Genomic DNA, 24946 nt, shown 5'->3' on the forward strand with positions numbered 1-24946 from the left:
GGCGCAGGCTCGGTATCGACTCGTACGGCTTTCAGGGTGCTTGGAAATTCGCATGTAGAGGTTGACCGGAGTCTATCTTGCCCAAATATCACTGAGCAATGGCAGCAAAACTACTACATGGGCAGAAATAGTCCATATGCACTATATGAGGCTAGGCAATTTGACTCATGCATCCTCTTTCCCCAATCATTAATCTCCTCTGCGACACAAAGGTCTGATTCGCGAGGGCCTGAAATCGATTACAACTAGCGAATTCCGTCTGGATGAGGACTTCCCGCGAATCGCTGCAGCAAGAGACTTTAAGTATTTCTGGGAGAGGTCAAGATGAGGAAGTTGCATCACGACATTAAGAGACTGACTGTAAAATTCCATGAAGTCCAGTGGTTCGGACTGTCATGGTCGATTGCACGAGCCATCAAAGCTCTATCACTGCTTGCTATTATCACGGCATCTGTTGCCTATGGCCAGTTCACGGCTGGAGTGCAGGGGAGTGTGCAGGACTCGACAGGAGCATCAATTCCCGGTGCGACGGTCACACTCACTAACAATGATAACCAGATTGCCCAGAGCACTACGAGCGACTCGAACGGTGTCTTCCGATTTGCCAGCCTGGGGCCTGGCAACTACACGGTTGCGGTGAGCGCCAAGGGCTTTTCCAGTGCGCAGACATCGATTACGCTCAACGCTGGTGAGACAAGAAATGTTCCCCTCAGCCTGACCATTGGCCAGGTGAGCACAAATGTCACAGTCACCAGTCAGGCGCCGCTGCTGGATACCTCTGACAGTCGCAATCAACAAACATTGGATCAGACTGCGCTTGAGAATCTACCACTGGCATCGCGGAATCCAACCGCACTGATCACCTTGACGCCCGGAGTTACAGGCCTCGGCGCGAGCACTGCTACAAACTTCAATCCTGAGAACTACGTCGACGCAAGCGCAAACGGCCGCGGACAGAACGGCAACATGTACGTGGTTGATGGACTCGACGTTACCAGTAGCATCCGACCTGGCGTCGTAAATCTGACACCTAATGTCGATTCGCTCGCCGAGACAACTGTTCAGACGAACACCTACGATGTAGAGTATGGCCGTGCCAGCTCACTTCAGACGGTTATGTCTACTCGCGCCGGTACAGACCAGTATCATGGCTTTGCCAGCGAGTATTACACCTATCAGGGCTTGCAGGCGCGAGGGGAGTTTGGAGTTCCGCAGCCTCTGAAGCTTGCACCATATCACACCAACAATCTCTCCTTTGGAGTGGGTGGTCCGGTCATTCCGAAGCATAAGTTCTTTTTCTTTATCACTTATGAGCCATATCTCTCGCTGACCTCTAATGGCTCGTCACTGCAAACGTATGAAGATCCTGCTTTTGTGAACTTTGCCCAGTCTGTGCAGCCCAATAGTCCGGAAGTCAAGCTCTTAGCCAAGTATGCTCCCTCCAATGCAACCTTCCGCAATGTTCTTCAGACAGCAGAGCAGGCGTTTGGTCCACAGGATCCAGTAGCAAACAAAGGCTGCGGCACGCCGAGTACGGATAACATTCCATGCGGTACAGCCGTCTTCGACCAGGGTAACTTCAACTCTTCGAGCTATAACAATTCAAAGCAGTATAGCGTCCGCATAGATAAGTACTTTTCCAAGGATCGCGTGTATGGTCTTTTCTACCGCGACACTATCAAGACCGGCGGACCAGCCGTTCGTCCAGCCTTCAATACAACGAACAACTATTACACCTTTTCCTTGCAGGGAAACGAGACACACACCTTCTCTCCTTCAACTCTTAATGAAGCCTTCATGGGTTACAACCGCATCGAAGGATTTTCACCATCCTCAGGTCTTTTCACCGTACCGGTCGTCAATGTAACGGGGTTGGGCGTGGGCTTCGGTGACGGATTCGCATTAGGCGACTATATCCAACACAGCTACCACTGGCGAGACGTGCTCACTCATATACAAGGAGCTCACACAATCAAAGCTGGTTATGAAGGATGGCATGGCGATGATCTCGCCTACTTCGCCGGCGCCTATGGACAGCCAACGATCAACTACACGAACATGATCGATCTGATCAATGACAATCCTTACAGCGAATCTGGCCTTGCATACAATCCTGTTACAGGTAAGCCGGCCGACCGCAACTATGGTTATCAGGAAACAACAGGTGGCGGATTTATTGAAGATACCTGGAAGACTACGCGAAAACTGACGTTGAACTATGGCATTCGCTATGACAATTTTGGCAATCCATATGTGGCGCTCAAAGGGACAGTGCTGGCCAATTTCCACACAGGTAATGGGGCAGCCTTTGCTGATCGAATCGCGAATGGAGTCATGACGCAGCAGAATCACGTCTTCAATCATGATCTCAATTGGAACTTCAGCCCACGCGGTGGCTTTGCCTATGATCCATTCGGCGATGGTGCATGGGTGGTTCGCGGCGGCATCGGCCTGTATCACGACTTCTTCACTCTAGGAAATGCAGAGAACGGACTTGGGTCAAACCCGCCTGGCCCCATTGTGCCTACCTTCTACAACAATGGTTCGACCGCAGCACCTATCTTCGGCTACGGAACGCAGAATACCTATCCCTTTGGCTTCCCCTATCCGGCTTTTCAGGGTAGGCCGCTGGATGCAAAAGGAGGTATTGTGGGCGCCCAGATTGGGGTTGGTGGAGTGGACGTGAATCTCAAATCTCCGTCCACCTTGAACTGGTCTCTGACTGTTGAACATGCAATCACGCGTGACATGGTGGCAAGCATCGGTTACGTTGGCTCGCATTCGCAGGATCTTGTGACCGGAGGAGGTAATGAGAACGCAACATCCTATGGAAATGACGTGAATGCATTTTCCGGGGATTTGATAGCCCATCCCAACTTCACATCCTCTGGAGCATATAGCGGCTCTGGCACGCAAACCCGTCTCAATACAAGCTTCGGCGGAATGACTTACTCGTTCAATGGAGCCATCGCTAACTACCAGGCTTTGATTCTGGCGGTGAAAGGCCGATTTGCCCGACGCGGCTTTGTAACTGCCTCTTACACACATGGCAAGTCGATGGATGATTGGCAGAATTACCCTATCGCATATCCCTATAGCCAGTTTTATGCACCGTCGCCATGGGATGTGCCCAATCGGTTCTCGCTGGGTCTCAGCTATCTTCTTCCAGGCGATAAGCTGTCAAACAGCCTTGCACGACATGTTCTTGGGGGATGGACTGTGGCAGGCACAACCGTGCTGCAATCCGGATATCCATTCACTGTAACGACGAATGCTCCCCTCGCTGTAAGTACGACTGCAGCAGATGGAGCAGTGCTTACCTCTGCTAATTATCAGGCGGAGCAGGCAGCGGGGAATCTGCGCTTTGCTCCGGGTAGCGGCGACTTCAACGCTGACGGTGACAACAACGATTATCCAAGCGTGACCAGTTACAAGCAAAAGCATAGCCGTAAAGACTACGAAGTCGGTCATGGAATCTTCCCAACATGTCCCGGCGGCGTGCTTCCCTGCGGCCAGTTTGTCCTGCCACAGTTGGGCCAGGAGGGGAATCAGACGCCCAACCAATTCCGCGATCCTGGCTACGCCGATACTGACTTAACCCTCAAGAAGGTGACCCGGATATGGGAAGGTATCAACCTTGAGCTTCGCCTGGATACTTTCAATCTGTTTAATCGCGTCAACCTGAACGGGGTAGATACGAATCTGCCGGATGGCAGCTTTGGGCAGTCGTCATCCACGAATCCGCCGCGCAATATGCTTCTGGGGGCGCGATTGGACTTCTAGACGTCGAGCAGAGCTAGTAGAAGGGCTGTGCAAGGGGAAGCGTGACTTGCACAGCCCTTCCCGTATTAGTGGGACTGAGTGGATGACCACATGCGGTTCCCGACGTATGCTAGAGCGAAGGTATCCTTCCTGCTTATATAATCTCGACATCCTGGGTATCACGAAGCCGGCCGTCGTAACAATGCTCAAGTGTGAAGCACAAAGAATGGGTAGAGAAGCGAACGCACTTCGAGGTTATGCCCTTGTGCTGCTCCTCTTTGCCATGCTCTCCATCCCATATTCCTTTGCTTCCCAGCCCGGTCCAGAGAGATCGCCAGTTGCTGACGTGGTCACCGCCCTTCGTGCCCGCAACTTCGACGAGGCTTTAACCCAGTCAGCAGCAGCGCTGAAGACGAGCCCTGGCGACAAACGCCTGTGGGCTCTGCGAGCTATGGCCTATGCGGGAAAAGGGGAAGACTCTTTAGCACTGGGGTCCTATCAGCACGCGCTCAAGCTTGATGGCGCTTATCTGCCTGCCTTGGAAGGCGCTGCTCAGATCCAATTTAAGCGGGGCAGTCCAGAGGCGAAGCATTTGCTTCTGGAGGTACTCAGACAGCGTCCCGACGATGAGACATCGCATGCCATGCTGGGCTTTATGGAGTATCGGGAGCATGATTGCGAGCATGCAGTTGCTGATTTTCAGAAAGGACTACAGGCGGTCGTGAGGCAGCCAAACGCACTGGGCGCCTACGGAGCGTGTCTCGTGATCGAAGGTCGCTACCAGGATTCTCTGCAGATATTTGAGCGTGCGTTGGCGCTGGCCCCTGATATGGAAGAGCTTCGGCTTAATTATGCAGTTGCCCAGTGGAAGGCAGATCGTCCGCAGGAAGCTCTTGCGACCTTGCAGCCGGCGATCGAGTCGACCTCAGCAACGGCAAGTACACTGCTCCTCGCGGCAAATATTTACGAGTCTACTAACGACACCTCACATGCTGTGGAGTTGATAAGAAGGGCTATTCTTCAGTCGCCGAAGGATGTGGAGGCATATCTCGACTTTGCTTCCCTTTGTTACGATCACGGCTCGATGCAGGTTGGTATCGATTACCTCAACGCAGGACTGACACAGTTGCCGCGTGAAGGGCGACTCTATCTAGCGCGTGGCATACTTTACGCGCAGCTTGGCAAATTTCGCGAGGCGACGGCTGACTTTGATATCGCGAACCGCATCGATCCAAACCTGTCCTTCCCTGGTGTTGCTGAAGGACTGGTCGAATCGCAGGAACATAAATCAGGCGAGGCGCTGAGCAGTTTTCGTGCTGCAGCGAAGGCTCACCCCAACGACGCCTTGACGCAATATCTCTTCGCCGAGGCACTTTCGGAAGAGGGCAAATCTCCGGGCACGCCTGAATATAAAGAGGAAGTCGCAGCCGCTGAACGCGCAGCCCGTCTCGATCCAAAGATGGTTGCAGCCCACGACCTGCTCGCCAAGATCTATCTCCAAGACGGCCGGAGTCAATTGGCAATTAAAGAATCGCGCGCCGCTCTTTCTGTCGACCCTCAGGATCAGCAAGCACTTTACCATCTAATCCTGACGCTTCGGAAAACGGACCAGAAAGAGGAGATTCCACAGCTCCTGGAACAATTGACGAAGCTACGAGCTAATACAAAGTCCGAAGCAGTACAGCATAGACGCTACAAACTGGAAGAGATGCCTGTCACATCATCACCGACTCAGTAGTTTCTTCGTCGGATAGCTTTTTTCGAGTGTGAATCATGGCAAAACTATCTATGGATAGCCTATGGCGTTACTGCTCCTGACCATTCGTCTGTTTTATCCGTGTCTCAGGAGTGCAGCTACATCTTTGAAGCCTTCATGGGCAGAGGTTTCGGCAAAGAGAATCTCGGCGCCACTGAGAAGGGCCTGCCGTATGATGCCCTCTTCCGCGGGGATGTCGAGGAGGTCACTGCTGCCACAGAAGGCACAAGCCTGAACAGAATCTGGCATCATGTGCCCGCAGGCACTGCACTCGTGAATCGATTGGGCAGACTGCATGCCTAGAACTACCTTTTGCGCACCGGCCTCTGCCAAAATCTGCAGCACCTGCTCTACTCCATAGGAACCGCGGGATGGGGTTTCACTGATTTCCTGTAAGAGTGTGTCTACGCGCGCCCGTTGGCTTGCTTCGAAAAGTGGCCTGGCGATCTGCAGTATTTCAGCGGCGCTTGCTGCAAAACTCGGAAGGTGAAACCGTCCGATCAAGACACTCTTTTCAAGGGCCGCGAACTGTGGCTCGATTTCACCCCATAGATCTTCGCGACATCCGATGACCAGACGGCCGATCCTCTGCTTCGACAGAAATTGCTGCAGCTGTTGCAACAGTTCTTTGAAGTATGTCTTTTCGAGTTCTCTTTGACCTCCTTCGATATGTTTTGACCAGCCTACGCGCGAGTCTTCAGCATGCAGGCTCAGATCTTCATTCGAGGCTTGCTCAGGTACTTCGTGGATTTCAGTGCCGCGAACGACAAAGACCCTGGCTTTTCCACTTTCAAGCAAGACGACAGAATAAGGCGCCATCGATTGCACTGCTCGCATTAGAGGCGCGAGATGAAAGCGTTGATCAAGGTACAAGGAGCTTTGCGGACTGATTACCGGCAGATCCAGTTGCTGCCATACATGCATGCTCCGATCTGCAAAGACTATATGCAGGCGATTGGGAGTAAGTCGGATCTCCTCGGCGAGGGCAAGAAGATCCGCGAGGTCATGCGATAGTGGAGCGGATGCCGATCCTGTGGGAAGGCCATTCATTTTCTCCTGGATAAGTCCCCTGATGGCGATCAGTTCCTCTCGATGAGCTTTACTGGCAGTCGTGGTGTGGCTGAAGTAAAACGACACGGCGTTGCCCAGCGGATCGCGAAGCTTCGCCAAGGCTTGAAGATCCTGTGGTGTAACCGAAGTACTGGATTCCAGGCGGGCGGTGAGATCTGTGGCAGCTTTCACAAAGCACCTCGAGATGATTTCTGGCGCAAGCTTACCGCTCTTCTTCGGGGCATGATGTGATGCAAGTCACCCATGAGGAAAAGTTGGCCTGAGGAACCAAGCAAACTCCGGGAGCATACGGACACCTTCATGTTGCGGATCAGTCCTGCGGCAAAGTGACGCGCGTCACTGTATTCAGCCCCGTTGGAGCGTATTTATCTCAGAAGAAGAGAGTTGTAGCACGGGTTGGAATTGTCGAGGTAAATCCATGATCTTTAAGAATCGACAGGATGCGGGACGGCAGTTAGCAAAGGAGCTTTCAGAGTATGCAGGGCTGGAAGATGTAATCGTGCTTGGAGTTCCTCGCGGAGGAATTCCCGTAGCATACGAAATCGCTCGCGAGCTAAATACGCGGCTGGATGTATTTCTATCCCGAAAGCTTGGAGTTCCGGGGCAGGAGGAGCTTGCCTTTGGTGCAATTGCCGCAGGGGATGGCCGCTATCTGGATGAAAGGATTATTCAGGCCGCCGGAATCTCCGGAGCACAGATAGAGCGCATTACACAGGCCACAAAAGAAAGGCTGGAAACGCGCGCGCTGCTCTATCGCGGTAGCAAGGCGCCTCTCAATGTCGAGAGCCGGACCGTCATTCTTGTTGACGATGGTATAGCGACAGGGGCAAGCATTTTTGCAGCTATTCGCGCTTTGCGCGAAATGAAGCCGAAGAGGCTGGTGATCGCAGTTCCAGTGGCGCCGGTTTCAACCTGCAACTGGCTCCGCCCATTGGTGGATGAACTGGTTGTGTTGTATACCCCGAAGGATTTCTATGCGGTGGGCCAGTTTTACGACTCGTTTTCGCAGGTCTCCGATGAGGAGGTGATCGAGTTATTGAGGCTGGCTGAAAAGGTGGCCAAGGAAAGTCCGGGTGAGGATTGTCCCGAGGATGAGGGTGTGAGTGCCACCCAGAAGGCTCCCTTGTATCTGCATCAACGCGAAATATCGATCAAAGCCGGTGAACTTCAGTTGGAGGGCATCCTAAGCGTCCCCCATAGAGCGAAGGGGCTAGTGTTGTTTGCTCACGGGAGCGGCAGCAGTCGTCACAGTCCAAGAAATCAATTCGTAGCTGAGGAACTGCACTCTCATGGTCTGGCAACTTTACTGTTTGACCTTTTGACGCACGAGGAAGAAGTTGTTGACCGGGTTACTGCCGAACTTCGCTTTGACATTGGCTTGCTGGCAGGGCGGCTAGTTGATGTGACTTTATGGGTAACTCAGAACAAAGACGTCAACAATCTTCCTATCGGCTACTTCGGGGCCAGTACAGGAGCTGCAGCGGCCCTGGTAGCGGCTGCGCGTCTACCTAAGTTGATATCTGCTGTGGTCTCTCGCGGAGGGCGGCCGGACCTGGCAGGAGAAAGTCTGGGCAGTGTGAGGGCACCTACCCTGCTTATCGTTGGAGGCCTGGATGAAATTGTCATTAGCCTCAACAGGCAGGCCCTGGCCAAACTGAAATGCCCGGATAAGGATCTCATTTTGATACCGGGAGCAACGCACCTTTTTGAGGAGCGCGGCACGCTTGAGCAGGTGGCACGGATAACTGCAGAGTGGTTTGTGCGCTATCTGGCACAGAGCGGCAAACTGCAGAACATCCGGGAAACGGCCTGAGCTAACTGTTAGCGAAAAGCCGGGAGTGATTATGGCAAATGCAATTCTTCCCCTCGTTGTAGATCTGGTCCATAATGCCGCGCATCCGTTGACAGGTTCGACGGATGACTATAATCCGCTGCTGAAATTGATAGGCGATTCTTCCTATGTGCTGCTGGGCGAGGCATCCCATGGGACGCACGAGTTCTATTCCGCGCGTGCAGAGATCACCAAGCGACTGGTGCGCGAAAAGGGCTTCAATGCGATTGCGGTCGAGGCGGACTGGCCGGACGCTTATCGCATCAATCGCTATGTGCAGGGACGAGGTCCTGATGCGGATGCTGTTGAGGCCCTGAGCGGATTCCGCCGCTTTCCGGCCTGGATGTGGCGCAATGCAGATGTGCTGGACTTTGTCGGATGGTTGCGCAGCTATAACGATTCGCTCACAGCAGAGTCCTTAGCTCGAATTGGATTTTACGGTCTGGATCTCTATAGCCTGCATGCCTCGATCGAAGCGGTTCTCGGCTATCTCGACAAGATAGATCCTGAGGGAGCGATGCGAGCGCGGCATCGTTATGCGTGCTTTGAACACTTCGGCGAAGATGCTCAGGCATATGGCTATGCAACCGGCTTAGGGCTAAGCCGTAAGTGCGAAGCAGAAGTGATTGCCCAGCTGGTCGACCTGAGAAGGAGTGCTCTTGCGTATGTGCGGAGGGATGGATGGATCGCGGAGGAAGACTTCTTTTCTGCTGAGCAGAATGCGCGGCTGGTGAAAAATGCGGAGCATTATTACCGAACCATGTTCGGAGGGCGGGTTTCTTCCTGGAATCTCCGCGATGCGCATATGGTGGAGACCTTCGACTCACTGCAAAGGCATCTCGCTACAAAGCGTCATTCTGCAAAAGTGGTTGTGTGGGCACATAACTCCCACCTGGGAGATGCGCGGGCTACGCAGATGCATGCAGATGGAGAGTGGAACGTGGGACAACTCATGCGTGAGCGATATGGAGAGGATGTCTGTCTGGTGGGCTTCAGTACTTATGAGGGAACGGTGACTGCAGCGTCAAACTGGGATGGCCCCGGAGAGCGCAAGAGGGTGCGACCGGCGAGGGTCGACAGCTATGAAGGGCTGTTTCACAGAGCTGGCATTCCCGCATTTGTGCTGCCGCTGGAGCGGGGCACACAGGTTACAGCGGGACTCAGTGAGCCCATGCTTGAGCGGGCGATCGGCGTGATCTACCGGCCGGAGACGGAACGAGCCAGCCACTATTTTGAAGCACGCCTTTCAGATCAATTTGACGCAGTCATTCACTTTGACCAGACGAGAGCCGTAGAACCGTTAGAGCCAATCGCCATGTTGAAGGATGCAGAGCCAGCTGAGACGTTTCCGTCGGGAATTTAGTCGTGGGTTATCTGCGCGGCGCGTTCCTCTGAAGCTGGAACATAATACTCAGCGGCGTAACGAGGTGCAGTAGCCATGAGATGTTCGATGGCCTCGAGGGATTGAATGCCGCCTCGAGCTCCTACTGCCGTGCAGTTCAGCGCAGCAGCAGCGCATGCAAAGTCCAGCTGCCGTTCCAGGGGCCAACTCTGAAGCAATCCATAGATGAAGCCAGCGTGGAAGATATCACCCGCTCCGGTTGTATCGACCACAGAGACACGATAGGCAGGAGAATGATGATAGCGGTTGCCATCCCAGGCGAGCACGCCATCCTGTCCCAGGGTCGCAGCGGTAAGAAGACAGCTATAGCGGCGCTGCATCTGGTGCAAAGCCCTTTCCAGGTCAGGCTCGTTCATGAGCCGGCAAGGGAAATCTCTGCTCGCGATCAGGTAATCGATGTTCTCAAGCAGCGCTTCTACACCAGGATAAGGTTCATCAAGATCGGCAATGACAGGGATGCCCGCATCCCGCGCCCAACTGGCAGCCAGGGTCGCTGCGGCAGTGTCGTGGCCATCTACATGAAGCGCGCGCGCATTCAGAATCCACTCAGGATTGAGATCATCGGGCTGCAGGATGAGCCGCTCATCTTTTCTGCAGAAGACGGTTCGCTCTCCTCCGCCATCGACGAGTATCAGTGATTGTGGACTGGCGCCCCCTGCTACGGTGATGAGTTGCGTTTCTACACCTTCGCGGGCGAAGGCTTCGCGATGCAGATTCGCTGCTTCATCGTCGCCAAGTTTCCCGACATATCGAGTGCGCATGCCCCAATGCTGGCAGGCAACAACGGTGGTCGCAACCTGCCCTCCGGGCAGCACATTCGCATGTCGATACTCGACCTTGGAGCCAAGCGCAGGGTAGGCCGAGAGATGAATCAGAGTGTCAGTGGCGTTCAGTCCCACGCCGACCAGGTCAACCTTCGACGAATTCGTCATGTTATCAATGTAAATGGAGTATTCATCCGGGTAACATCAGGAACTGAAGTCTGCATGGCAAGTTATTGAGCCACAGGCGATTCCAGCGATGATCCAGGCCAGAGTTGAGAAGGAAAACCGAGCTATGGAAGAGTTGACACCTCGCAAGCAGCGTAAGATTACCAATATTTTTGGAGCAGCGATCAAGCTCGGCGTGACGGCAGGCGTGCTTGCCTATGGTGCAAGCACGCTGATGGCTGCGGAGAATGCCAGGCCCGATTTCGGACCAAATGTGCTTGTTTTGAACCCTGCCATGCCGGCGGCGACTATGCAGGAAGAGATCAACAATATCTACGCGACGCAGCGGCGTAATGAATTCGGCCCAGAACGCAATGCCATTTTGTTCATGCCCGGTGAGTATCACCTAGATGTGCCGGTGGGCTTCTACACGGAGGTGCTGGGACTGGGAGCATCACCGGACAGGGTGCACATCACCGGCAATGTGCATGCCGATGCGAGCGCTCGGAACAACAATGCCACGACTACATTCTGGAGAGCCGCAGAAGGCTTTTCGGTGACGCCCACAGGCGGCATGATGCAGTGGGCGGTCTCGCAGGCGGTGCCTTTCCGTCGCATGCATGTTCGCGGAGATATGGTCCTCCATCAACATAACGGATGGGCGAGCGGCGGCTGGATGGCTGATGACCTGATTGATGGCAACGTCGGATCCGGTACCCAGCAGCAATGGATCGCAAGGAACAGCAACTGGGGCAGTTGGACCGGCTCAAACTGGAATATGGTCTTCGTCGGCGTTGAGCACCCGCCCACGGGTGAATGGCCTTCGCCACCCTACACAAAGGTGGAGAAGACCCCTGTCGTGCGTGAGAAGCCATTTCTGGAAGTTGATGCAGCAGGGAACTATAGTGTGCGTGTTCCGTCCCTCCGGAGAGATAGCTCGGGGATCAGCTGGCGCGCGGGATCGACGCCGGGAAGGTCTATTCCTCTCGGCCGGTTTTACATTGCGCGGCCAGATGTGGACACGGCAGCGACCATCAATGCGCAGTTGGCGAAGGGCAAGGAGCTACTCTTTACTCCTGGCATCTACAGGCTTGCTGAAGCCATTCGAGTGACGCGGCCCGATACGGTCGTGATGGGGCTCGGTTTTGCTACGCTGCAGCCGGTTAACGGCACGGCTGCCATGACCACAGCGGATGCAGACGGGATTATCCTTGCAGGATTGCTCTTTGATGCGGGGCCTGCCAAATCGCCTGTTCTGCTCGAAGTGGGGCCGGATAGAAGCAAAGCTCACCATCGCAACGACCCTATTTCTCTCCACGACGTCTTTTTTCGCGTGGGAGGCGCTGGCGTGGGCCGCACCGGGATCAATCTAATAATCAACAGCAACGACACGATTGTGGATCACACGTGGATCTGGCGCGCAGATCACGGTGCGGGTGTGGGCTGGAATCTGAATACCAGCACAAACGGGCTCGTCGTGAACGGCAACGATGTCACCATCTATGGCCTATTTGTCGAGCATCACCAGCAGTTCCAGGTGCTTTGGAATGGCAATGGCGGACGAACCTACTTCTATCAGTCTGAGATCCCTTATGATCCTCCGAATCAGGCCAGCTACACGAGCGCGCCGGGAACAAATGGGTGGGCATCGTATAAGGTTGCGGACAGCGTGAGCAGCCATGAAGCGTGGGGCCTGGGAATCTATAGCGTCTTCACGAATCCGAATATTGTTTTGACCAGAGCCATTGAGGTTCCGCGCAAGCCCAGTGTCAGGTTTCACGACATGATTACTGTTTGCCTGGGCACGCATGGAGGGATCAGCAACGTTATCGACAACACCGGTGGAGCAACTTCGCTTCAGCCGCGTGTTACTCCCAAGGTTACGGATTTTCCATAATTTCAGGCTGCTAGGCCGTGCGGGTCGAGATGATCTGTGCAGCGAAGAAGCCATCGCAAGGATGGATGCCGGGAATGGTTCGCAGGTAGTGGCCTGAAAAGGCGGTGGCGGGAAGTCCTTCCACCCTGGCAAAAGACTGAAGAGCCATGCCGGGTGCACGGTCGACACAGCGCTCGACAACCTCTTCGTTCTCCTCCGGCTCAAGCGAGCAAGTCGAGTAGATGAGCCGTCCGCCGGGAGCGAGACCTTGCATCGCAGAGGAGAGGATGGCGAGCTGCTTTGCTTGCTGGCGTTTCAGATCCGCGGGCGCGAGTCGATGGCGAATCTCGGGATTGCGGGCAATCGTGCCCGTGCCGCTGCAGGGTGCGTCACAAAGGATGAGATCGTACTCAGGTTCCAGCTGGAACGTGGTCGCATCAGCATGCAGGTAGCGGATGCGCTCCGCGCCGGGGGAACCAGCAAGAAGCTCACGCATGGAGTTGAGCCGGCGGCTGCTGACGTCGCAGGCTGTGATGACTGCCTCGGGGTTTCGCTCGGCAAGAATTGCTGTTTTACCACCGGGCGCTGCGCAGAGGTCAAGAATTCGCTGACCGTGGTCTGCAAGCTCAGCAATGAGCTGCGAGCCTTCGTCCTGAATCCGGACTGCGCCGGAGCGAAAGGCTGCGGATGCGGTCACATCACCGCGGACGACGCGTCGCGCGCTGGCGAGAAAGTCGCCCGGCGCGAGCTCTATGCCGTTGCTCAGTAAAGAAGCTTCGCTTTGCTCATCCACGAGCCTCAGGGTGACCGGAGGCTGCTGCTGATCGTAGAGACAGATTGCTTTGGCAGCTTCGGATCCATAATTTTCGGCCCATCGCGCCACCAGCCACTCAGGATGGGCGGCGACAGCATCGATCTGCGGGACAGATTGGGTCAGTTTTGCGCTTGAGGCGATTTTGCGCAGGATGGCATTGACCATTCCAGCGGCAAATTTGCTCTCGCCCTGCTTCGCCAACTCGACGCTTTCGCCGATGGCGGCATGTACCGGAATGCGATCGAGGAAGATAAGCTGAAAGGCCCCAAGACGCAGGGCCATCTGGACCGGAAGCGGGAGTTTTGTTTCAGGGCGCGCGAGCAGAGAGGTGATGCGCTGATCGAGAAGCAGCTGCCAGCGCAGAGTGCCCATGACGAGATTCGTGGTCAGGTTGCGGTCCTGTGGGGATAATCTGTCGACTGCGGAGCCACGCAGGAGTTCGTCGCTGTGACCCTGGTTTCGCGCAACGTTGATCAGAATGTCGAAGGCTGCCGCCCGCGCAGGTGCAATCATCTGTTTAGCCGAGCCGATCGCCGGTCTTCAGAGTGGAACCGCGCAGAAATTCGGATGTCATCATGCGCCTTCTGCCCTCAAGCTGCAGCTCGAGAATCTCAAGCCAGGTGTTATCGCCGCAGGCTGCGAATAGGTGACTGCCCTCGATCAAGAGCGAGCCAGAAGTGGCTGCACGTTCAAAATGCTCAGTAACAGCGACACGGTGGAAAGTTATCTTCTTGTCGTTCAGTTCTGTATGGGCACCGGGCCATGGATAGAAGCCTCGCCATCGGTTATAGATCTGCCAGGCGGTTCGATGGAAATCGACGCGGCCATCATCACGCGTAAGGATGGGAGCATGGGAAGCCTGGCTCTCATCCTGCTTGCCTGGCTGGATTGTTCCCGCGGCGAGACCATCTAGCGTCTCGATGAGCAGAGCCGAGCCCATTGCGGAAAGCAGAGGAAAAAGATCGGCAGCGGTCTGGTCAGGGGCAATCGCCATTTCACGCTGGAGCAGCATATCGCCGGTATCGAGGCCTTCATCGATACGCATCGTAGTGACGCCGGTGACCGGCTCGCCATTTGCGACAGCCCATTGGATGGGCGCGGCGCCACGATATTTCGGCAGCAGGGAAGCGTGCACGTTGATGTTGCCGAGGGGAGGCAGATCAAGCATCCATCGAGGAATGATGCGTCCATAGGCCACAACTATGATCGCATCGGGGCGAATAGCTTCAAGCTGCGACTGAAATTCAGGATTGTTCTTGATCTTCGTGGGTTGAACGACGCTTAAGCCAGCTTCGATGGCTGCCTGCTTCACCGGTGTTGGTATGGTCTGCATGCCGCGTCCGCTGGGGCGGTCTGGCTGCGAGACGACCAGCTCGACTGTATGTCCAGCGCTGAGCACAGCCTTCAGTGCTGGAACAGCAAAGGCCGGCGTTCCGCAGAAGACGAGTTTCATGGGCTACCAGTCGCCAGTCTTCTGCAGTTTGCGGATACGGCGGAGAATGAGATCGCGCTTGAGAGCGCTGACGCGGAAGATAAACAGCACTCCGTCTAGATGATCAATCTCATGCTGGAGGGCGCGGGCCAGCAGCTCTTCACCATCTAACTCGAACCATTTGCCTTCTACATCCTGTGCCCGCACGCGTACTTTGGCCGCGCGGCGGACTTTTTCGCGGATATCGGGCAGGCTTAGACAGCCTTCTTCTTCGTATTGTTTGCCTTGAGCGAGGATGATCTCCGGATTGATAAGGACGAGCTTCTGTTCCGGATCCTTCTGGAAGCTGAGATCGATCACCGTCAGCCGCTTCGCTATTCCGACCTGAGGGCCGGCGAGTCCAATGCCATGCGCTGCATACATGGACTCGAACATGTCGTCGACGAGCTGGCGAAGTTCGTCGTCGAAGTTGGTGACAGCCGCAGCGGGTTGCTGCAGGACTGGGTCAGGGAATTTAACGATATCTAAAATCATTTTTCGAAATCTAGTAGGCGCGAATCTGTTCTATGTAATTTTCGTAATTGCGCTTGAGCTCGCGAAGAGAGTCGCCGCCAAATTTCTCCAGGACGAGCCGCGCAAAGGCCAGCGCCACCATCGCCTCCGCAGCTACGCCTGCGGCAGGCACCACACATACATCGCTGCGCTCGTAGGCAGCCTTCGTCTCCTCCCGGGTATCGAAGCGGACAGAGGCGAGCGGACGACGCAAGGTGGAGATTGGCTTCAGGTAGCCGCGAACGACTACATCCTCGCCATTCGAGATACCGCCTTCGATGCCGCCTGCATTGTTTCGCTCGCGGGTAAAACGGGTATGGCTACCGTTTTGCGCTTCGGCATAGCCGATGGCGTCATGCACCTCTGAGCCCAGCGACTCGGCAGCAGTGACACCGCGTCCGATCTCGACAGCCTTGACGGCCTGCAGCGACATCACGGCCTGGGCGAGAATGCCATCCAGGCGCTCGTCCCAGTTTGCATATGTGCCGATGCCTGCCGGGGCTCCATGGATGACAACTTCAAAGACGCCGCCGATCGAATCGCCGGTGCGAAGAGCGAGGTCAACCTCCGCCTTCATCCGCGACTCTGAGGCTTCATCGACGCAGCCGAGCAGCACTTCTTCTTTATTGCGCAGAGCTGAGATTTCCGGCCATGTTGCTTCGCGGTCGAGTTCTGCCCGGCCGACGCGAATGACGTGGCTGGCGATGTCGATGCCAAGAGGGGCCAAAAGCTGCTTTGCCAGGGCTCCAGCAGCCACCCGCGCGGTCGATTCACGTGCGGAGGCGCGTTCGAGCACATAACGGGCGTCTGGGAAGTCATATTTGAGCGCACCGGCGAGGTCGGCATGCCCAGGACGCGGAGAAGCAACGGCTTTATGTTTCGCGGGATCGCCTGTGCTGACCGGCAGAACTTCCGTCCAGTTTTTCCAGTCGCGATTTTCGATCTCCATCGCGATCGGGGAGCCGATGGTTTTGCCGTGCCTAACGCCGGAGAGAATATGAGCGCTATCGCGCTCGATGCGCATGCGGCCGCCGCGGCCGTAGCCCTGCTGCCGCCGCCATAGTTCGCGGTCGATAAATTCCTGATCTACATCGACGCCCGCCGGAAGCCCCGAAACGAGGGCTATCAGGCTTTCGCCGTGAGATTCACCTGCAGTGGAGAAACGTAGCATGAGTGTGAGTGTTACTGCCTTGATTGTAGCGCAGCGGTCACTCCCGGGTGAGCCAGGCGTACTGTGCGGCGGTGAGCGGAACGACGGACAGCCGGGACTGCCGCACGAGGGGTGACTCCGCGAATATCTTCAGGGCCTTGATCTCGGCAAGGGTGCGGGGCACCTTGAAGGGCCGTCCGCACTTGATGCGCACCAGGGGCACCTTAGGATCGCTGGCATCGACGGATAAGACAGCGGCTGTTCCAACTGCCTCTCTGCCGCCGTTTGAGTGGTAGATGACCAGCTTTTCCCCTGGTGTCATTTCGCGAAGATATTTCACCGCCTGCGGATTTGTAACGCCGTCCCAGGTGGTTTCAACGTCGCGCTGGAGTTCGTCATAAGAGTAGACAGCTGGCTCGGTCTTGAGAAGGAAAGGCATCGTGCGTCGGTCGCTTTCTATCTAGCCACGGGTGTGAATTCTACTTCTACGAGGTTATCGACAGCTTGCACCTTCATATGCTCCAGCGAGTCGACGATCCAGTCCGCCGCGCTGAGACTCTCGATGGAATGAGAGAAGAGCGTTGCGAGAACTTTGCATCCGGCAGCGCGTCCGGCCTTGGCGCCTGAAGACGCATCCTCAATGACCAGGCAATCTTCGGGTCTTACCCCCAAGAGCTCGGCGCCGCGCAGATAGGGCTCGGGATGAGGCTTGCCGTGAGTGACCATATCGGCGGTAATAAAGCGCGCTGGAACTGGCAGATTGGCTACCTGCAGACGGGCGCGTGCCAGTCGCTCCGTCGCGGAAGTGACGATGGTCCAGTACTTTTCCGGGAGCGCATCGAGGATGGGAAGGACACCCTTGAGAAGCTCCAGGCCTTCGGTATCTTCAATCTCAAGATCTTCAATCACGCGCAGCTCATCCACATCACTCAAGTCGGGACGGAGCTTGCGGATGGTGTCGATGGCGCGCATGCCGTGAGCTGTCTTGATGGCCAGACCTCCATCCACGCCGCGCATCTCTCCCCAGCGCGTCCAGCTGCGCTCGACAGAGCCGAGCGAGCTGATGAGTACACCATCCATATCAAAAAGAATGCCAGCGACGCGCAGCTTTACGGTGGAAGCCGGCTGCAGATTATCTTCTACGGAAACCAATTTTTATCCTCGCCTATATATTTTAAGGCCTTATTCAAAACCTGCGACGGCGTGAGGCACATAGGGAGCCTCCAGCAACTTGATTTCTTCGTCGGTCAGTTTGAGGGCGAGAGATGCAATGGCATCGTCAAGATGGTGTGATTTGGTCGCACCCACGATAGGGGCTGTGACAGCGGGCTGGTGCAGCATCCAGGCAAGCGCAATCTGCGCGCGGGAAACTCCACGCACTTCAGAGATTTCGCCGAGCCTGTCGATGACGGCCCGGTCAGCCTCCGCGGTAGCCGCGTAGAGCTTCTTTCCGTACTCGTCTGTCTGGGCACGGCCTGTGCTGGCTTCCTCTGTCCATGGGCGGGCGAGTCTGCCGCGAGCCAGCGGGCTCCATGGGAGTACGCCGATGCCCTCTGCCATGCAGAGCTTCAGCATCTCGCGTTCTTCTTCGCGGTAAAGCAGGTTGTAGTGCGGCTGCATTGTGACGAAGCGCGCCCAGCCGTGAAGGTCAGACAGGTAAAGCGCCTTGGCGAACTGCCACGCATACATGGAGGAGGCGCCGATGTGAAGTACTTTGCCTGCTTTGACCAGATCGTGCAGTGCCTCAAGGGTCTCTTCGATGGGAGTCTCGTAGTCCCAGCGATGCGTCTGGTAGAGATCGAGATAGTCCGTGCCGAGGCGGCGGAGGCTCTGCTCGGCCTCATACATGATTGCCTTGCGGGAGAGGCCTTTGCCGTTCGGCGTGTCGCGCATCTGGCCGTGAACCTTGGAAGCAATAACTACATCTTCGCGTCGAGCAAAGTCTCGAATGGCGCGACCGAGCACCTCTTCACTGGCTCCGATGGAGTAGACGTTCGCGGTGTCGAAGAAGTTGATGCCGAGATCTAGCGCCTGCTTGATGAAGGGACGTCCCTGCTCTTCGTTGAGCACCCAGCGATGCGCTCCGCGTTCAGGATTGCCGTAGCTCATGCAGCCGAGGCAGATGCGCGATACTTTGGTGCCGGTCTTTCCGAGGTTCACATAATCCATTCGATATCTCCTGTCCCCCATGCTTCGATGCTTCCAACGAGCCGGGCTGCAAAGCAGAACAGACGAGCGGTGGGGTGACGTGAACAACAAAGACGTGGAGAGAGAAATGTCCCGGGGGCTGTGAGGGTGGGGCCGCCTTATGTTGGATTTAAGGCGGCCAGCGGATTCAGCTCTTTGCCAACTCTGCTTCTATCGCTTGGAGCAGCGCCGGATCGTCGGGAAGCGTCTCCGGCGAAAAGCGTGCGACCACATCGCCGGACCTGCCGACTACAAACTTCTCGAAGTTCCACAGGATGCCGGGTTCAGGGTTGATCGACATGCCGTAGCCTTTCAGCTTGTCGCGGAAGGACTCTTTTGCAGTGCTGATCGCCTTTGGCTGGGCCTTGATCAGTTCCTGGTAGAGCGGATGGGTGTTCTCACCCGTCACTGCAATCTTCGAAAACAAAGGAAATTCAACGCCGTAGGTTGAGCGGCAGAAGGCTTGAATATCTTCGTTCGATCCTGGTTCCTGACCGGCAAAGTCATTCGCCGGAAAGCCGGTGACAACCAGTCCGCGGTCCCGATATTGGCTGTACAGCTTTTCAAGGCCTTCATACTGCTTGGTGAGACCGCACTTTGAGGCGACGTTGACGACGAGCAGAACCTTGCCCCTGTAGTCGGCAAGAGACGCCGCTTCGCCGGTGATGCGGTGCAGCGGGAAATCGTAAACGGATGTGCTCACAATAAATCTCCTGACGCTCTATGCAGATAGCTTTGCGAAGAATTCCTTCATGCGCTTGAGGCCCTCTTCCACGTCGTCATGAGAGACGGCATACGAGAGCCGGATGTGCTGCTTTGTCCCGAAAGCTTCGCCAGGAACGGTCACGACGTGAGCCTCGTTGAGGAGTCGTCCGGCAAGTTCCATCGCCGTTTGTGCGCCGGGCTTACCCAGATAGGCAGATACATTGGGATATACGTAGAACGCGCCTTCAGGGCGGGTGCAGGTGATATTCGGGATCTCTGAGAGCCTATTCAGGATGCGATCGCGAAGCTTCAGGTAATCAGCGCGCATTTCGGCGACGCACTCCTGTGAACTGTTCAGCGCGGCGACGGCAGCCTTCTGTACGAACGTCGCTGTCGAGGAGGTGGACTGACTCTGCAGCTTGCTCATGGCGGCGATGATCGACTTGGGGCCCAGCGCGTAGCCGGCGCGCCAACCGGTCATCGCGTAGGTCTTGGAGAGCGAGCCGAGCACAATGACATGCTCCTTTGCGTCCGTGAACGAGCCGCCGCTGACGAGGGCGCCTGTGTACTGCAGGTAGACGTAGCACTCATCGAGCAACAGGTAGATGCCGCGCTCGTGAGCCAGACGCACAATGCGTTCAAGGTCGGACGGTGAAACGACAGAGCCTGCCGGGTTCGACGGCGAATTGAGGATGATGGCCTTGGTGCGCGGTGTGATCGCCTTCTCGATGGCATCCGCCGTGATACGGAAGTTTTCCGCCTCGCTGGTTTCAAGAAAAACCGGCTTGCCACCCGCGTACTGAATGATGTCCTTGAAGGAGACCCAGAAAGGAACCGGCAGGATGACCTCATCGCCGTGGTCGACCAACACCTGTACCGCGTTGAAGATGGCGAGCTTACCACCGGTGGTGAAGACACACTCCTCCGGCGAGTAGTCAGAGCCGAAGTCACATGCATGGCGCTCAACAATAGCCTTGCGGACTTCGGGAATGCCGGCAACGGCGGTGTAGCGGGTAAAGTTGCCGTTGATCGCCTCGATCGCTGCGTCCTTGATGTGGCGCGGCGTGGCGAAGTGAGGCTCCCCGGCGCCGAAGTCAACCAGCTTGGCGCCCTGGGCGCGTAGCTTGGCCGCCTCTGCGGTTACGGCCATCGTAGCGGAGACTTCAATTCGTCCAATGCGGTCGGTCAGGATCTTAGCGGCGGTCTGTGTTGGCATGCTGCTATTTTTTCAGATTTTTGCAGAATGCGGGAGCCCATCGGATTATTTCTGCAGTTGAAGCCGGATTGGCCCATCCGGGAACATCTGGTAAACATAGCTATACGAATCTGCCCGGGTGGCGCAGGGGCGCTGCCAGAAAGTGGTTTTCTGCTTATGACCCTGCTGCTCGTGCAAATGTCGATCATCCTCTTTGTTACCGTGCTCTGCGGCTGGGCTGCGCGCAAAGTAGGGCAGTCGCGTGTAATTGGGGAGATCATCGGCGGCATACTGCTGGGTCCGTCGGTGCTGGGCCGCTTTTCACCACATGCGTCGGCGGCGCTGTTCCCGCAAGCCTCCCTTCATTCCCTCGAGATGCTGTCGACGGTCGGGCTGATTTTGTTCCTGTTCCTGGTGGGAATGGAGCTGGATTACGAGCAGCTCTATCGGCAGCGCGTGACTGCTGTGATGGCGAGCGGGACGAGCATCGTGATCCCGTTCATTATGGCGGCGGTGCTCGCGCACTCTCTACGGATCAGGTTTGCTCCGCACGGAATTGGCAACCTTCCTTTTGTGCTGTTTCTGGGTATCGCGATGAGTATTACGGCGTTTCCGGTGCTGGCGCGAATCCTTGAAGAGCGCAAGCTGCAGGCGACGCCGCTGGGAACGACGGCAATCCTCTGCGCGGCCGTGGACGATGTGGTGGCCTGGTCGTTGCTGGCCATCGCGCTCGCACTCATAGACGCAGGGGGTACGTCGGCTCCGCTGTCGCTGCGTTTTGCCGGTCTGGCTATTTACCTGGTGCTGATGTTCGGGGTTGTGCGTCCGCTTGCTTCGCGGGTAGAGGCGCGCAGGAATAAACCGGAACTTTCGCTGGAACTACTGGGCGTAGCCGTGGCGGGCACGCTGCTTTCAGCGGCTGCGACGGAGTGGATCGGCGTCCACCCGCTCTTTGGGGCGTTTGTGGCGGGCGTCTGCTTCCCACGCGTGGCGCACTGGCAGCATGCCTTGCGGACCCAGCTCGACATGATTACCTCGGTCCTGCTGCTACCGCTTTTCTTTGCGCTTACGGGGCTGAGGACACGCCTTGACCTGCTCAATGATTCCGCAATGTGGCTCTGGGCTGGAATTGTGTTGCTGGGTGCGGTCCTTGGCAAGATGGGCGGCGCGGTGCTTGCAGCACGCTGGACCGGCCAGTCATGGAGGAGCGCGGCGGCCCTGGGGGCGCTGCTCAATACCCGCGGCCTGGTCGAACTGATTGTTCTCAACATCGCCTATAACGTCGGCGCCTTTTCCCCGACGCTCTTCACAATGCTGGTGGTGATGGCGCTGGTTACGACGATGCTGACTAACCCCGTGCTGAATCTGCTGGGAGTGAGAGAGGGATACACCGAGCCTGAAAGAAAGCAGCAGAAGGCCGCTGCGTAACTTCAGGCCTTCTTTTTCAGACGCTCAATCACCCGTTTTGGCACGAGCCCTTCCACCGAGCCGCCCAGCCTTGCGACTTCCTTGACCAGCCTTGAGCTGACGAAGGAGTACTTCGCGTCAGGCATGAGGAAGATGGTTTCGACCTCCGGCGCGAGGCGGCGATTCATCAGGGCCATCTGGAATTCGTATTCATAGTCGCTTATGGCGCGGATGCCGCGCATGACCGCCTGTGCCTGCTGTTCCCGGGCAAAGTCAATCAGCAATCCGTCAAAGGTGGCTATGGAAACATGCTCCAGGCCGGCGAGCTCCTCGGTGAGCATTTCGACCCGCTCTTCGATGGAGAATAAAGGGTCTTTAGCGGAGTTGCGCAGGATGGCAACCACAAGGTGGTCGAAAATCTTGGAACCTCTGGAGATAAGGTCGAGGTGCCCGTTGGTGACAGGATCGAAGCTGCCGGGGTAGATGGCTTTTACAGTATTCACGCGCTCCGATTGTAGCGGGGCTGATCAAGAGAGACAATGAACCGATGCCACGCTACTGTCTGACTCTCGATCTGAAAGACGACCCGGCGCTGATTGCCGAGTATAAGCGGTACCACGAGAATGTCTGGCCAGAGATCAAGGCCAGTATTCGAGGCGCAGGGATTCTCGATATGGAGATTTATGCGCTAGGTACGAGAATGTTCATGGTGATGGAGACAACCGAGGGCTTCTCCTTCGCAGCGAAGGCGGCTCAGGATGCTTCAAACCCGAAGGTTGAGGAGTGGGAGCAGCTGATGTGGAAATTTCAACAGCCACTTCCCGGTTGTAAGCCTGGCGAGAAGTGGCTGCTGATGGAACGCATTTTTAAGCTGGACGGCTGCTAGCTCACAACCTGGAGCCCAGGGCGAGCAGGGCAATTCCCAGCAGGATGCGGTAGACGGCAAAGAGTGTGAAGCCGTGCTTGCGGACCCACTGCAGGAACCACTCGACCACGCCAAAGGCTACGATGAATGAGACAACCATGCCAATGGCGAGCACGATCCATCCGTGTGTGGTCATGACGAGCGGGGCGATCGACTCGGAGCCGGTGGCTGCGGGACTGAGCGCCGGAGTAGATGCATGGTGGTGGGGATGCATTGTCTTGAGCAGGTCGTAGCCAGTCGCCGCGATCATGATCGGGATCGATACCAGAAAGCTGAACTCAAGTGCTGCAGGGCGGGTCATGCCGACGATCTGCGCTCCGGAGATGGTGGACATGGACCGCGAGGTACCCGGAAAGACGGCTGAGAGCACCTGGCAGAGTCCGATCCAGATAGCCTGACCGAGCGACATCTGTTCGACATCCCGGGTCTCAGGATCGCTGCGGGAACTCCAGGAATCGATGGCCCACATGACCACGCCGCCAATGAGCAGCGAGAGCGCCATGACGCGGATACTCTCAAGATGTTTGCCGATGATTTTGATGAAGAGCAGCGAGGGAATGGACGTCACCACGAAGGCAACGAGAGTCAGCGTAATCGGATGATTCCAGATGGTCCGATCGCCTGCTTCCCCCTCAGGGAAACTGCGGAAGAAGTTGAGAATTCGCCCTGAAAACAGCAGCATGAGCGCAAGAATCGCTCCCAGCTGGATGACGATGGTGTACATCTTCCAGTAAGGATCACTGAGGTTAATGTGTAACAGGGCTTCGGTGATGCGCAGGTGGGCGGTTGAGCTGACCGGCAGGAACTCGGTGAGCCCCTCCACGATGCCAAGCAGTACCGAGACAAGATAGTCGTTCAAGAATCCTCCGGAGAGTTTTTCAATTCGATGCGCAAATAGTGACGGGGTGGGCGGCGAACGCTACTCGCGGTCGCTGCCATAAACCGGGATGCCCTGCTCCATCTTGTATATCAGACCGGCACAGCGGGCCGAGTAATCGGAATCGCCGTATTTCGTCTCGCAGGTCTGGGCAAGCGCCTTGGCGCGGGCCCGGTCTTCCTCAGCCCGCTTGGGATTGTGATCAGAGATCCACATATCTGCGGCTGAAGCCCACCGCAATTCAGCGTGGTAGAGCGCCTCAGGCGCGCGAGGCGAGTCAGGGAACTCAGCAGCATATCTTGCGTATACGTCAGCTTCCTTCTCAGGGCACTTTTCATCGCCCTGCCACTCCCCGCACAGCTTGTTGTCTATCTGATCGTAGGCGGCGAGCGCTGCCCACCTGGTATGCGGAAAATTGCGTTGGATTGTTCGCATCTCGGAGTCGTCGAGCTGTTCGCGCAGATAGCTTTCCTTTTCGTGGGCGGAAGGAAGGCTCTGCGCATCGAGCTTCTGCAGCTGCCAGCGAATATCCGCCGCCCGCCACATGGCCTGCGGCACCCAGGCGGAGTGGGGGAAGAGCTCGACAACCATCCGATAGAGGCGGCGCGCGTCCTGCGCCGCGCGAGGTGGCGGATTAGGATTGCTGGCTGCTGCCTCGGCATTTGCTGCGAGGCCGAAGAGGATATCGGCGCCGTGGGGAGTATCCGGGTCGATTGCGCCCTTGCTCAGCATCCATCCGGAGAGGGGCGGGATGTTCGTTTCGTTTCCGAAGACAGGAGCGTCCTGCTGGTTGACGGTTTCGACGTCGGTGTTCGCGAAGACGCGGAGCCAGTCGCCACTGCGCTCGACGATGACCATTTCGCGGCCGGGCGTGATCGTGCCAACCTTGCTGGAGGACTTATCCGCCTGAATGTAGAGGTTGGCTACGCGGATAACCGTCGCCTTGGTTCCGTTGGATGGCGGATGAGCGGCCGTTTGGGCCAGCACAACGGAAGCCGATAAAAGCAGGAACGCGGAGAGCTTCGAGAAAATGAGGCGCATGGTCTTTATCCCAGCTACATGCAGGATAACGCGG

At 56.5% G+C, this 24946-nt stretch carries 21 protein-coding genes; 7 read left to right on the plus strand and 14 right to left on the minus strand.

Features of this window, described 5'->3' with window-relative positions; translation table 11 throughout:
- Positions 1 to 324 precede the first annotated feature (324 nt).
- Both C7378_RS01485 and C7378_RS01490 read left to right on the plus strand, forming a co-directional pair.
- Positions 325 to 3783 carry a TonB-dependent receptor gene (locus C7378_RS01485; RefSeq protein WP_131990988.1) on the plus strand — a complete coding sequence of 1153 codons (3459 nt, stop codon included), beginning with the start codon at positions 325 to 327 and terminating at the stop codon, positions 3781 to 3783.
- A gap of 106 nt (positions 3784 to 3889) precedes the next feature.
- On the plus strand, positions 3890 to 5500 hold the full coding sequence (locus C7378_RS01490) for a tetratricopeptide repeat protein (protein ID WP_207901294.1): 1611 nt from the start codon (positions 3890 to 3892) through the stop codon (positions 5498 to 5500).
- A 93-nt stretch (positions 5501 to 5593) separates the two neighbouring features.
- Here C7378_RS01490 and C7378_RS01495 read toward each other — a convergent pair whose 3' ends face one another.
- A complete protein-coding gene (locus C7378_RS01495) occupies positions 5594 to 6760 on the minus strand; it encodes a baeRF10 domain-containing protein (RefSeq protein WP_131990992.1) in 1167 nt (388 codons plus the stop codon).
- 247 nt (positions 6761 to 7007) lie between these two features.
- Between C7378_RS01495 and C7378_RS01500 the strand changes: the two genes are divergently transcribed.
- Positions 7008 to 8402 carry a phosphoribosyltransferase family protein gene (locus C7378_RS01500; RefSeq protein ID WP_131990994.1) on the plus strand — a complete coding sequence of 465 codons (1395 nt, stop codon included), beginning with the start codon at positions 7008 to 7010 and terminating at the stop codon, positions 8400 to 8402.
- A gap of 31 nt (positions 8403 to 8433) precedes the next feature.
- Positions 8434 to 9783 carry an erythromycin esterase family protein gene (locus C7378_RS01505; protein ID WP_131990996.1) on the plus strand — a complete coding sequence of 450 codons (1350 nt, stop codon included), beginning with the start codon at positions 8434 to 8436 and terminating at the stop codon, positions 9781 to 9783.
- Here C7378_RS01505 and C7378_RS01510 read toward each other — a convergent pair.
- Positions 9780 to 10754: a carbohydrate kinase family protein gene (locus C7378_RS01510; RefSeq protein ID WP_131990998.1), complete on the minus strand. Its 975-nt coding sequence runs from the start codon at positions 10752 to 10754 to the stop codon at positions 9780 to 9782. The genes C7378_RS01505 and C7378_RS01510 overlap by 4 nt on opposite strands.
- Positions 10755 to 10878: 124 nt before the next feature.
- Here C7378_RS01510 and C7378_RS01515 point away from each other — a divergent pair, with 124 nt between their 5' ends.
- The gene (locus C7378_RS01515; RefSeq protein WP_243647986.1) at positions 10879 to 12648 is read left to right on the plus strand and encodes a coagulation factor 5/8 type domain-containing protein; all 1770 of its coding nucleotides are present in this window, start codon (positions 10879 to 10881) and stop codon (positions 12646 to 12648) included.
- 10 nt (positions 12649 to 12658) lie between these two features.
- Here C7378_RS01515 and rsmB read toward each other — a convergent pair whose 3' ends face one another.
- The 9 genes from rsmB to C7378_RS01560 form a co-directional block, all read right to left on the minus strand.
- Positions 12659 to 13954 (minus strand): 16S rRNA (cytosine(967)-C(5))-methyltransferase RsmB, encoded by a 1296-nt coding sequence (gene rsmB, locus C7378_RS01520; protein WP_131991000.1) that lies wholly within the window; start codon positions 13952 to 13954, stop codon positions 12659 to 12661.
- Between the two features lie 4 nt (positions 13955 to 13958).
- Positions 13959 to 14894: a methionyl-tRNA formyltransferase gene (fmt, locus tag C7378_RS01525; protein WP_131991002.1), complete on the minus strand. Its 936-nt coding sequence runs from the start codon at positions 14892 to 14894 to the stop codon at positions 13959 to 13961.
- Between the two features lie 3 nt (positions 14895 to 14897).
- A complete protein-coding gene (gene def / locus C7378_RS01530; RefSeq protein ID WP_131991004.1) occupies positions 14898 to 15407 on the minus strand; it encodes a peptide deformylase in 510 nt (169 codons plus the stop codon).
- A 10-nt stretch (positions 15408 to 15417) separates the two neighbouring features.
- On the minus strand, positions 15418 to 16596 hold the full coding sequence (aroC, locus tag C7378_RS01535; RefSeq protein WP_131991006.1) for a chorismate synthase: 1179 nt from the start codon (positions 16594 to 16596) through the stop codon (positions 15418 to 15420).
- Positions 16597 to 16633: 37 nt separating this feature from the next.
- Positions 16634 to 17014, minus strand: a complete 381-nt coding sequence (locus C7378_RS01540; protein WP_131991008.1) for an EVE domain-containing protein — start codon at positions 17012 to 17014, stop codon at positions 16634 to 16636.
- Between the two features lie 17 nt (positions 17015 to 17031).
- Positions 17032 to 17727, minus strand: a complete 696-nt coding sequence (locus C7378_RS01545) for an HAD-IA family hydrolase (protein ID WP_243647987.1) — start codon at positions 17725 to 17727, stop codon at positions 17032 to 17034.
- Positions 17728 to 17757: 30 nt separating this feature from the next.
- A complete protein-coding gene (locus C7378_RS01550; RefSeq protein WP_131991010.1) occupies positions 17758 to 18744 on the minus strand; it encodes an aldo/keto reductase in 987 nt (328 codons plus the stop codon).
- Positions 18745 to 18910: 166 nt separating this feature from the next.
- Positions 18911 to 19465, minus strand: a complete 555-nt coding sequence (locus tag C7378_RS01555) for a glutathione peroxidase (RefSeq protein ID WP_165876585.1) — start codon at positions 19463 to 19465, stop codon at positions 18911 to 18913.
- A gap of 18 nt (positions 19466 to 19483) precedes the next feature.
- Positions 19484 to 20683 carry a pyridoxal phosphate-dependent aminotransferase gene (locus C7378_RS01560; RefSeq protein ID WP_131991014.1) on the minus strand — a complete coding sequence of 400 codons (1200 nt, stop codon included), beginning with the start codon at positions 20681 to 20683 and terminating at the stop codon, positions 19484 to 19486.
- A 156-nt stretch (positions 20684 to 20839) separates the two neighbouring features.
- On the opposite strand from C7378_RS01560, the gene C7378_RS01565 reads away from it, so the two are divergent.
- Entirely contained in the window at positions 20840 to 22090 is a 1251-nt protein-coding gene (locus tag C7378_RS01565) for a cation:proton antiporter (protein ID WP_131991016.1), read from the plus strand.
- Between the two features lie 2 nt (positions 22091 to 22092).
- On the opposite strand, the gene coaD is transcribed toward C7378_RS01565, so the two are convergent.
- Entirely contained in the window at positions 22093 to 22572 is a 480-nt protein-coding gene (gene coaD, locus C7378_RS01570) for a pantetheine-phosphate adenylyltransferase (RefSeq protein ID WP_131991018.1), read from the minus strand.
- 44 nt (positions 22573 to 22616) lie between these two features.
- Here coaD and C7378_RS01575 point away from each other — a divergent pair, with 44 nt between their 5' ends.
- On the plus strand, positions 22617 to 22955 hold the full coding sequence (locus tag C7378_RS01575; RefSeq protein ID WP_131991020.1) for an L-rhamnose mutarotase: 339 nt from the start codon (positions 22617 to 22619) through the stop codon (positions 22953 to 22955).
- A 1-nt stretch (position 22956) separates the two neighbouring features.
- Here C7378_RS01575 and C7378_RS01580 read toward each other — a convergent pair whose 3' ends face one another.
- Together C7378_RS01580 and C7378_RS01585 are read right to left on the minus strand one after the other, a co-directional pair.
- Positions 22957 to 23853, minus strand: a complete 897-nt coding sequence (locus C7378_RS01580) for an undecaprenyl-diphosphate phosphatase (protein WP_131991022.1) — start codon at positions 23851 to 23853, stop codon at positions 22957 to 22959.
- Between the two features lie 60 nt (positions 23854 to 23913).
- Positions 23914 to 24912: a hypothetical protein gene (locus tag C7378_RS01585; RefSeq protein ID WP_131991024.1), complete on the minus strand. Its 999-nt coding sequence runs from the start codon at positions 24910 to 24912 to the stop codon at positions 23914 to 23916.
- Positions 24913 to 24946: the final 34 nt, after the last annotated feature.

The sequence above is a fragment of the Acidipila rosea genome (assembly GCF_004339725.1).
In the GTDB taxonomy this organism is placed as follows: domain Bacteria; phylum Acidobacteriota; class Terriglobia; order Terriglobales; family Acidobacteriaceae; genus Acidipila; species Acidipila rosea.

Excerpts from the sequence above, each read along its gene's own strand:
- C7378_RS01515 (WP_243647986.1), top strand. The coding sequence starts at position 10,879 with ATGGAAGAGTTGACACCTCGCAAGCAGCGTAAGATTACCAATATTTTT.
- aroC (WP_131991006.1), bottom strand. The coding sequence starts at position 16,596 with ATGCTACGTTTCTCCACTGCAGGTGAATCTCACGGCGAAAGCCTGATA.
- C7378_RS01560 (WP_131991014.1), bottom strand. The coding sequence starts at position 20,683 with ATGCCAACACAGACCGCCGCTAAGATCCTGACCGACCGCATTGGACGA.
- C7378_RS01575 (WP_131991020.1), top strand. The coding sequence starts at position 22,617 with ATGCCACGCTACTGTCTGACTCTCGATCTGAAAGACGACCCGGCGCTG.
- C7378_RS01500 (WP_131990994.1), top strand. The coding sequence starts at position 7,008 with ATGATCTTTAAGAATCGACAGGATGCGGGACGGCAGTTAGCAAAGGAG.
- C7378_RS01565 (WP_131991016.1), top strand. The coding sequence starts at position 20,840 with ATGACCCTGCTGCTCGTGCAAATGTCGATCATCCTCTTTGTTACCGTG.
- C7378_RS01585 (WP_131991024.1), bottom strand. The coding sequence starts at position 24,912 with ATGCGCCTCATTTTCTCGAAGCTCTCCGCGTTCCTGCTTTTATCGGCT.
- def (WP_131991004.1), bottom strand. The coding sequence starts at position 15,407 with ATGATTTTAGATATCGTTAAATTCCCTGACCCAGTCCTGCAGCAACCC.
- C7378_RS01505 (WP_131990996.1), top strand. The coding sequence starts at position 8,434 with ATGGCAAATGCAATTCTTCCCCTCGTTGTAGATCTGGTCCATAATGCC.
- fmt (WP_131991002.1), bottom strand. The coding sequence starts at position 14,894 with ATGAAACTCGTCTTCTGCGGAACGCCGGCCTTTGCTGTTCCAGCACTG.
- C7378_RS01485 (WP_131990988.1), top strand. The coding sequence starts at position 325 with ATGAGGAAGTTGCATCACGACATTAAGAGACTGACTGTAAAATTCCAT.
- rsmB (WP_131991000.1), bottom strand. The coding sequence starts at position 13,954 with ATGATTGCACCTGCGCGGGCGGCAGCCTTCGACATTCTGATCAACGTT.
- C7378_RS01540 (WP_131991008.1), bottom strand. The coding sequence starts at position 17,014 with ATGCCTTTCCTTCTCAAGACCGAGCCAGCTGTCTACTCTTATGACGAA.
- C7378_RS01490 (WP_207901294.1), top strand. The coding sequence starts at position 3,890 with ATGCTAGAGCGAAGGTATCCTTCCTGCTTATATAATCTCGACATCCTG.
- C7378_RS01510 (WP_131990998.1), bottom strand. The coding sequence starts at position 10,754 with ATGACGAATTCGTCGAAGGTTGACCTGGTCGGCGTGGGACTGAACGCC.
- C7378_RS01550 (WP_131991010.1), bottom strand. The coding sequence starts at position 18,744 with ATGGATTATGTGAACCTCGGAAAGACCGGCACCAAAGTATCGCGCATC.